Here is a 5835-nt window from a genome sequence, read left to right as displayed (position 1 = left end):
CGCATAGTTGAGCGGGTGAAGCTGTCCGCTGCCGCCGTCGAACAGGCCGCCGACATAGGCGTCGGATGCGACGATGGACCTGATCTCCGCCCGGTCGAGCGGTCGCGCTTCCCCATAACCATAGTCGTTGCGCCATTCCGACTCCATCTCGCGGAGGCCAGTCATCTGGCGCTGCTTGAGGGCGGCCATCACGTAGCCCCAGCGCAGGTCGCAGTCGATCCTATGCCGGGCTACCCGGTCGCGCAGGATGGTCTTGGACTCCTCGCCCAGTTCCCACAGCAGGCGCGCATCGTCCTTGCCAACCCAGCCGGCCATGGTGCCCATCGATGGGTTGTAGGCGGTGACGATCTGGCCGCCGTTGCGGCCCGAGGCTCCCCAGCCGATCTTCTCCGCTTCCAGCACGACGACGTCATAACCCCGCTCCGCAAGGTTCAGGGCGGTCGAAAGCCCGGTATAGCCGCCGCCGACCACGCAGACGTCGCACCGGATCTCGCCGTCGAGCTCCGGATGATCGGGCTGGGGCAGGGCGGTTTCGGCGTACCAGGAACGGGGGTGCAGCCTGCCGGCCACTTAAGGCCGTCCCCTGCCGGAGGAGGTGGGACTGCGGCAGCCCAGGATCGGCCAGCGGCTGTCGCACCACGGCGTCCATCTCCGCCAGAATTCGAGCGTTCGCGCCGATCCGAACATCGCGGCGTGGAGCCCTGCTATGGTCAAGGTCATGAAAACTCCGGCATACATCACGTCGCTGAAGAAATGGGCTCCCATCGCGATCCTGAGAAGTCCCGCTCCCAGTCCGGCAGCCATGCCCGCCATGAGCAGCGGTCCCGAAAAGCGGCGCGCCACGACATAGGCTACGATCTGGAGATAGAACCCCATGGCGGCATCGCCGGCCACGAAGGAGCAGTTCTTCTCGCACTGATTGCTGAGCACCATCGGCGGGCTGAAATATTGACGGCCGCCGAATTCCTCGACCTGGATCGGCCGCGCCCGGTTCCACATGTCCTTCAGCACGACGTTTGCAACCAGCCCCGGTCCAAGCACCAGCTCCAGGAACAGGAAGGCCCAACTCTTCGGCCCGAGCCGCAGCAGCGTCCCAGGGGTCTTCGACCGAACGGTGCGGATGGCGGTATGGAGAAAAGCCAGCAAGGTGACGGTGCCGATAATGCGCGCCATCATCTGGATGCCGTCGTGCAGGAACTCCGGTACCGGCTGGTTGCGCCAGATGAAGCCCACGGCAGGATCGAAGAAAAGCCTTGAAACGTTGAGGTCGATTGCCGGGACCAGTACCAGCACGATCAGGATCGCCAGTCCGGTCCGAGCGCTCCACCGCACCCGCGACGTCCTGAAGGCCGCCAGACCGCTGGTGTCGGACGCCCGCTTGTCAGCTGCCATCGGTATAGATCCAGATCGGTTCCACTCGCGCATATGACTATGCCGTATGGAGTAAATCCGGAAGGCCTTTTCAGCGTCGAGACTTCCTTCGGGCCGCGCAAAAACTTCGCGGCCCGTCAGCCCGTATTTTGCGATCAAGCGCCGAGGGCCTGTTCGCGAATGGTCAGGTATGCCTGATCGCTCCACTTGCTCCAGGCCCGCGACTTTCCGAGGGCATTGGTGAAGGACGCGTGGACCTTGCCGGCCAGTTCGCTGGATGCAGCGATTTCCGCCAGCACTTCCTTGGTTGCCCGGCCCATCTCGGCGACGACGTCGTCCGGCCATGTGCGCGGCTGGACCCCATGGTCGCGGACCAGCGGCTCCAGCGAGATGGCGTTGTGCCAGTTGAAATCGGCCAGAGTCGTGGTCGCGGTGGCCTGTGCCGCCGCCGCGACGATCTGCTGAAGATCCTTCGGCAGCGCGTCGTATTTCTGCTTGTTGACGCTGATCTCCAGCGCCGGTCCGCCCTCGTGGAAGGCGGGGAGGTAGTAGTATTTGGCGATCTGGTGCAGGCCGAACGCGAGGTCGTTCCACGGCCCGACCCATTCCGCCGCGTCGACCGCGCCGGACTGGAGCGCCGCGAAGATCTCGCCCGGCGGCGTCAGCACGACGTTGACGCCCATCTTCTGCATCACGGCGCCGCCGAGGCCGGCGATCCGGAACTTGCGGCCGCGCAGGTCGGCCAGGCTCTTGACCTCGCGGACGAACCAGCCGCCGGCCTGGACGCCGCTGCTGCCGGCGTAGAACGGCTTGACGCCGAACGGGGCATAGGCTTCGTCCCAAAGCTGCTGTCCGCCGCCGAAATAGAGCCACGCTGCATGTTCGGACGCGTTCAGGCCGAACGGAACGCCGGTGAACCAATGGAATACCGGGCTTTTGCCCTGCCAGTAATACGGAGTCGCATGGAGCATGTCGGCGGTGCCGCTGACGACGGCGTCGAACGCTTCGAACGGCGGCACCAGCTCGCCCGCCGCATAGAGCTTGACCGAGAGCCGGCCGCCGCTGAGCGCCGTGATCATGTCGGCGGCGCGCTGCGCATTGACGCCGACTCCGGGAGCGTTCTTGGGCCAGGAGGTGACCATGGTCCACTGCTGACGGCCCTGCGAGATCGCCGGCGCCGGGAACGAGGATGCCGCACCGAGCGCCGCCGCTCCTCCGATGGCGCCCGTGGTGATGAATTGACGTCTTTTCATGTCGCCTCTCTTGGTGGAAGCCTGTCCGGCACCTCTTCGGCGCGGCATAGTGCCTTCTCCGCTGCCGCGTTACAACGCGTTCGGCAGCCGCGCCCGGTTCGGGACGATTCAGTTCGATACAAGTCAGTTCAGCGGTTCGCCGCGCGTGACCGGCTGGACCGGCGCCGTCAGGGGAGCGGGCGCACCCGTCGCTCCGCCGTTCTGGATCGACGGATAAGGCTGCGAGGCACCGGGATCGGTCGGATAAGTCTGGGCAGGGTAGTTCTGGGCAGGGTAGTTCTGGTTCGGATATGCCTGCTCCTGCTGCACCGCCTGATCGGTATCGCCACCCGCCGGTCCGTATCCCTGCTGGCTGCGGGCCTGGATCTCCGGATCACGCTCCACCCGGTTGATGACGTACTTGGTGCCGTCGCTGACGCCGCTGGCGATCATTCCGACCAGACCGCAGCCGGACAGCATCATCACCGCCGGTAAAGCCAGGAACACGATGCGCATGCAATCCCCCTTGTCATAGCGTCCCCTGCGCTAAAGCCAAGGTGCTTCCGGCGCAAGCACCAAATGCGGTCGGTCCCCCGAAAGCGACCTCTTCAGGGAGATGGACAAAATGCATACACCCACTGGCGCGTTTTGCCGGCAAGACCCATAATGCAGGCCATCGAGCGCAACAAAGCGGAGCCGGCGGGGGTGCGCCCGCGCCGTCATATATATGAACCTGCTCAGTGATTTCATTCAGCACCACCAGATCACCGAAGTCGAGTGCCTGGTCCCGGACATGTCCGGGATCGCGCGCGGCAAGATCCTGCCGGCTGAAAAGTTCCTCCGCATCCTGCGCGAGCGCGGACTCCGCATGCCCGAGGCGATCTTCATCCAGACCGTCACGGGCGAATATCCCGACGACGAGGATGTGACCAGCCCGGCCAATTCCGACATCTACATGCGGCCGGACGAGAACACGATCCGCCTCGTCCCCTGGTACACCGAGGCGACAGCCCAGGTGATCAGCGATTGCGACTACGCCGACGGCAGCCCGGTCGATATCTCGCCGCGCTGGGTGCTGAAGCGCGTGCTCGAATTGTACGATGCGCGCGGCTGGAAGCCGATCGTGGCGCCGGAGCTCGAGTTCTTCCTGGTCCAGGTCAACAAGGACCCGGACTATCCCCTGGTGCCGCCGGTCGGCCGCTCCGGCCGTACCGAGAGCGGCCGTCAGGCCTATGGCATCGACGCGGTCAACGAATTCGACCCGATCTTCGAGGACGTTTACGACTACTGCGAAGCCCAGCGGATCGACATCGATACGCTGACCCATGAAGCCGGCGCCGCGCAGATCGAGATCAACTTCAACCACGGCGACCCGCTGGAATTGGCGGACCAGGTCTTCCTGTTCAAGCGCACCGTCCGCGAAACCGCCATCCGCCACAATGTCTACGCGACCTTCATGGCGAAGCCGATGCAGGGCGAACCGGGCAGCGCCATGCACGTCCACCAGAGCGTGGTGGAGAAGGACACCGGGCGGAACCTGTTCTCGACCGACGAGGGCGAGGACACGCCCCTGTTCCTCAGCCACATCGCCGGCCTTCAGAAGTACCTGCCGTCGGCGATGCCGCTGCTGGCTCCCAACGTCAATTCCTACCGCCGGCTCATCGCCGGGTCCGATGCGCCGATCAACGTCCACTGGGGACGCGACAACCGCACCACCGGCTTCCGCGTGCCGGTGTCGCCGCCCGAATCGCGCCGCGTCGAGAACCGCGTGGCCGGAGCGGACGCCAACCCGTATCTGGCGCTGGCAGCCTCGCTCGCCTGCGGCTACCTGGGCATGATCCAGGACCTGGAGCCGACCGATCCGGTCAAGGGCAGCGCCCACCGGCTGGCCTATACCCTGCCGCGCCACCAGTCCGACGCGATCAACAAGTTCAACGCCAGCAAGCCGCTCCGCGAGATCTTCGGCGAGCGTTTCATCGCCGCCGTCACCCATGTCAAGCAGGCAGAGTACGACGCCTACCAGCGGGTCATCAGCTCCTGGGAGCGGGAGAATCTGCTGCTGAACGTATAGTCTGCGTCGGGTTGCGCCTCACCCCGCCGTGGCGGGGATCGGGCGCAATTCCGCCAGCGACTGACGGACGATCTGGGTGGCGCCGGAGACGGACAGGACCGCCATGATGGCGGCGACCGCGATGTCCGGCCAGCCTGTGCCGGTACCGAACACGCCCAGGGCCGCCGCGAGCACGGCGATGTTGGCGATGGCGTCGTTGCGGGAGCAGATCCACACCGAGCGGCGATTCGCGTCACCGTCGCGGTGGAAGTACAGCATCAGCGCGCAGCCGACATTGGCGGCCAGCGCCATTGCGCCGACGATGCCCATGACCTCGGCCTGCGGCACCGTCTGATAGACCGCGTTCCACGCGGTCTGGCCGGCAACCCATAACCCCACGGCGCCCAGCGACAGGCCCTTCAGCAGGGCCGCGCGGGCGCGCCACTGAAGCGCCATGCCGAGCACCAGCAGCGAGATCAGGTAGTTCGCCGCATCGCCCAGGAAATCCATCGCGTCGGCTTGAAGCGACACCGATCCGGCGGCGGCTCCCGCTACCAATTCGACCAGGAACATACTGGCGTTGATAATCAGCGCGATCCACAGGATGCGCCTGTATGTCCTGTCCACCGGCGGCTTGGATGATGAGCACCCGCCGCCGCAGCATCCCGCAGCCATATCAATCCCCTTGAGTCGAAATAATCCGTCCCCGGACCATATGCCTGAACGATAGACCTTCCAGCGGTGGCAGGGTCAAGCTTCTGCTTCGCTTCATATCGCGTTTTCAGATGCCGTGGCGAAGTCGCTGAAATCGCATGGTTTGCATAAAAGTTCGTGCGCCGCCGTTGACAATTCCCATGCCCATAGGTGCAATAGCCGCCGATGCGGCAATGCACCGTCCGTTCGGGCTAAGTGCCGCGTCAGCTTCGCCGATTTACGAAATTTCCTACAAGGTCGGGGTTCAGTGGGATGAAGCAGAGGATCGTAAGCAGCCTGTTCGGCGCCATTGCCGCGGTCACCGCAGCCAGCGCCGTGGGTGCGCCGGGGCTGGCGTCGGCACAGACGGTCAATATTTACAACTGGAACGACTATATCGGCGAAACGACCCTTGAGGATTTCAAGGCGGACAGCGGTATTTCGTACAACTACGACATCTACGACAACCTCGAGATCCTGGAGCAGAAG

General features: G+C 64.6%; 6 protein-coding genes and 1 pseudogene. 2 read left to right on the top strand and 5 right to left on the bottom strand.

Going from position 1 to position 5835, the window contains the following annotated elements:
* The 4 genes from AC5JJ6_RS38160 to AC5JJ6_RS38145 form a co-directional block, all read right to left on the bottom strand.
* Nucleotides 1-570 (bottom strand): NAD(P)/FAD-dependent oxidoreductase (locus tag AC5JJ6_RS38160; protein WP_496047042.1); only part of this gene is annotated, 570 nt, incomplete at its 3' end.
* Nucleotides 571-1392, bottom strand: coding sequence for a phosphatase PAP2 family protein (locus AC5JJ6_RS38155; protein WP_496047041.1), 822 nt, complete (start codon nucleotides 1390-1392; stop codon nucleotides 571-573).
* Between the two features lie 134 nt (nucleotides 1393-1526).
* Nucleotides 1527-2624: a TRAP transporter substrate-binding protein gene (locus tag AC5JJ6_RS38150; protein WP_496047040.1), complete on the bottom strand. Its 1098-nt coding sequence runs from the start codon at nucleotides 2622-2624 to the stop codon at nucleotides 1527-1529.
* 123 nt (nucleotides 2625-2747) lie between these two features.
* Nucleotides 2748-3119: a hypothetical protein gene (locus AC5JJ6_RS38145; RefSeq protein ID WP_496047039.1), complete on the bottom strand. Its 372-nt coding sequence runs from the start codon at nucleotides 3117-3119 to the stop codon at nucleotides 2748-2750.
* Nucleotides 3120-3330: 211 nt separating this feature from the next.
* Between AC5JJ6_RS38145 and AC5JJ6_RS38140 the strand changes: the two genes are divergently transcribed.
* Entirely contained in the window at nucleotides 3331-4674 is a 1344-nt protein-coding gene (locus tag AC5JJ6_RS38140) for a glutamine synthetase family protein (protein ID WP_496047038.1), read from the top strand.
* Nucleotides 4675-4692: 18 nt separating this feature from the next.
* Here the strand turns inward: AC5JJ6_RS38140 and AC5JJ6_RS38135 are convergent, their stop codons facing one another.
* Nucleotides 4693-5328: a cation efflux transmembrane domain-containing protein gene (locus tag AC5JJ6_RS38135; RefSeq protein ID WP_496047037.1), complete on the bottom strand. Its 636-nt coding sequence runs from the start codon at nucleotides 5326-5328 to the stop codon at nucleotides 4693-4695.
* 291 nt (nucleotides 5329-5619) lie between these two features.
* Here AC5JJ6_RS38135 and AC5JJ6_RS38130 point away from each other — a divergent pair.
* A pseudogene (locus AC5JJ6_RS38130) lies at nucleotides 5620-5835 on the top strand (spermidine/putrescine ABC transporter substrate-binding protein PotF); the annotation flags it as partial.

This window comes from Skermanella sp., from assembly GCF_059503625.1.
The sequence above is the reverse complement of the archived record's forward strand: the minus strand, read 5'-3'. Positions and strand labels throughout refer to the sequence as shown.

Bases quoted from the DNA above. Each gene is read 5' to 3' on its own strand.
- AC5JJ6_RS38155 (WP_496047041.1), bottom strand. From the start codon at position 1,392: ATGGCAGCTGACAAGCGGGCGTCCGACACCAGCGGTCTGGCGGCCTTC.
- AC5JJ6_RS38150 (WP_496047040.1), bottom strand. From the start codon at position 2,624: ATGAAAAGACGTCAATTCATCACCACGGGCGCCATCGGAGGAGCGGCG.
- AC5JJ6_RS38145 (WP_496047039.1), bottom strand. From the start codon at position 3,119: ATGCGCATCGTGTTCCTGGCTTTACCGGCGGTGATGATGCTGTCCGGC.
- AC5JJ6_RS38140 (WP_496047038.1), top strand. From the start codon at position 3,331: ATGAACCTGCTCAGTGATTTCATTCAGCACCACCAGATCACCGAAGTC.
- AC5JJ6_RS38135 (WP_496047037.1), bottom strand. From the start codon at position 5,328: ATGGCTGCGGGATGCTGCGGCGGCGGGTGCTCATCATCCAAGCCGCCG.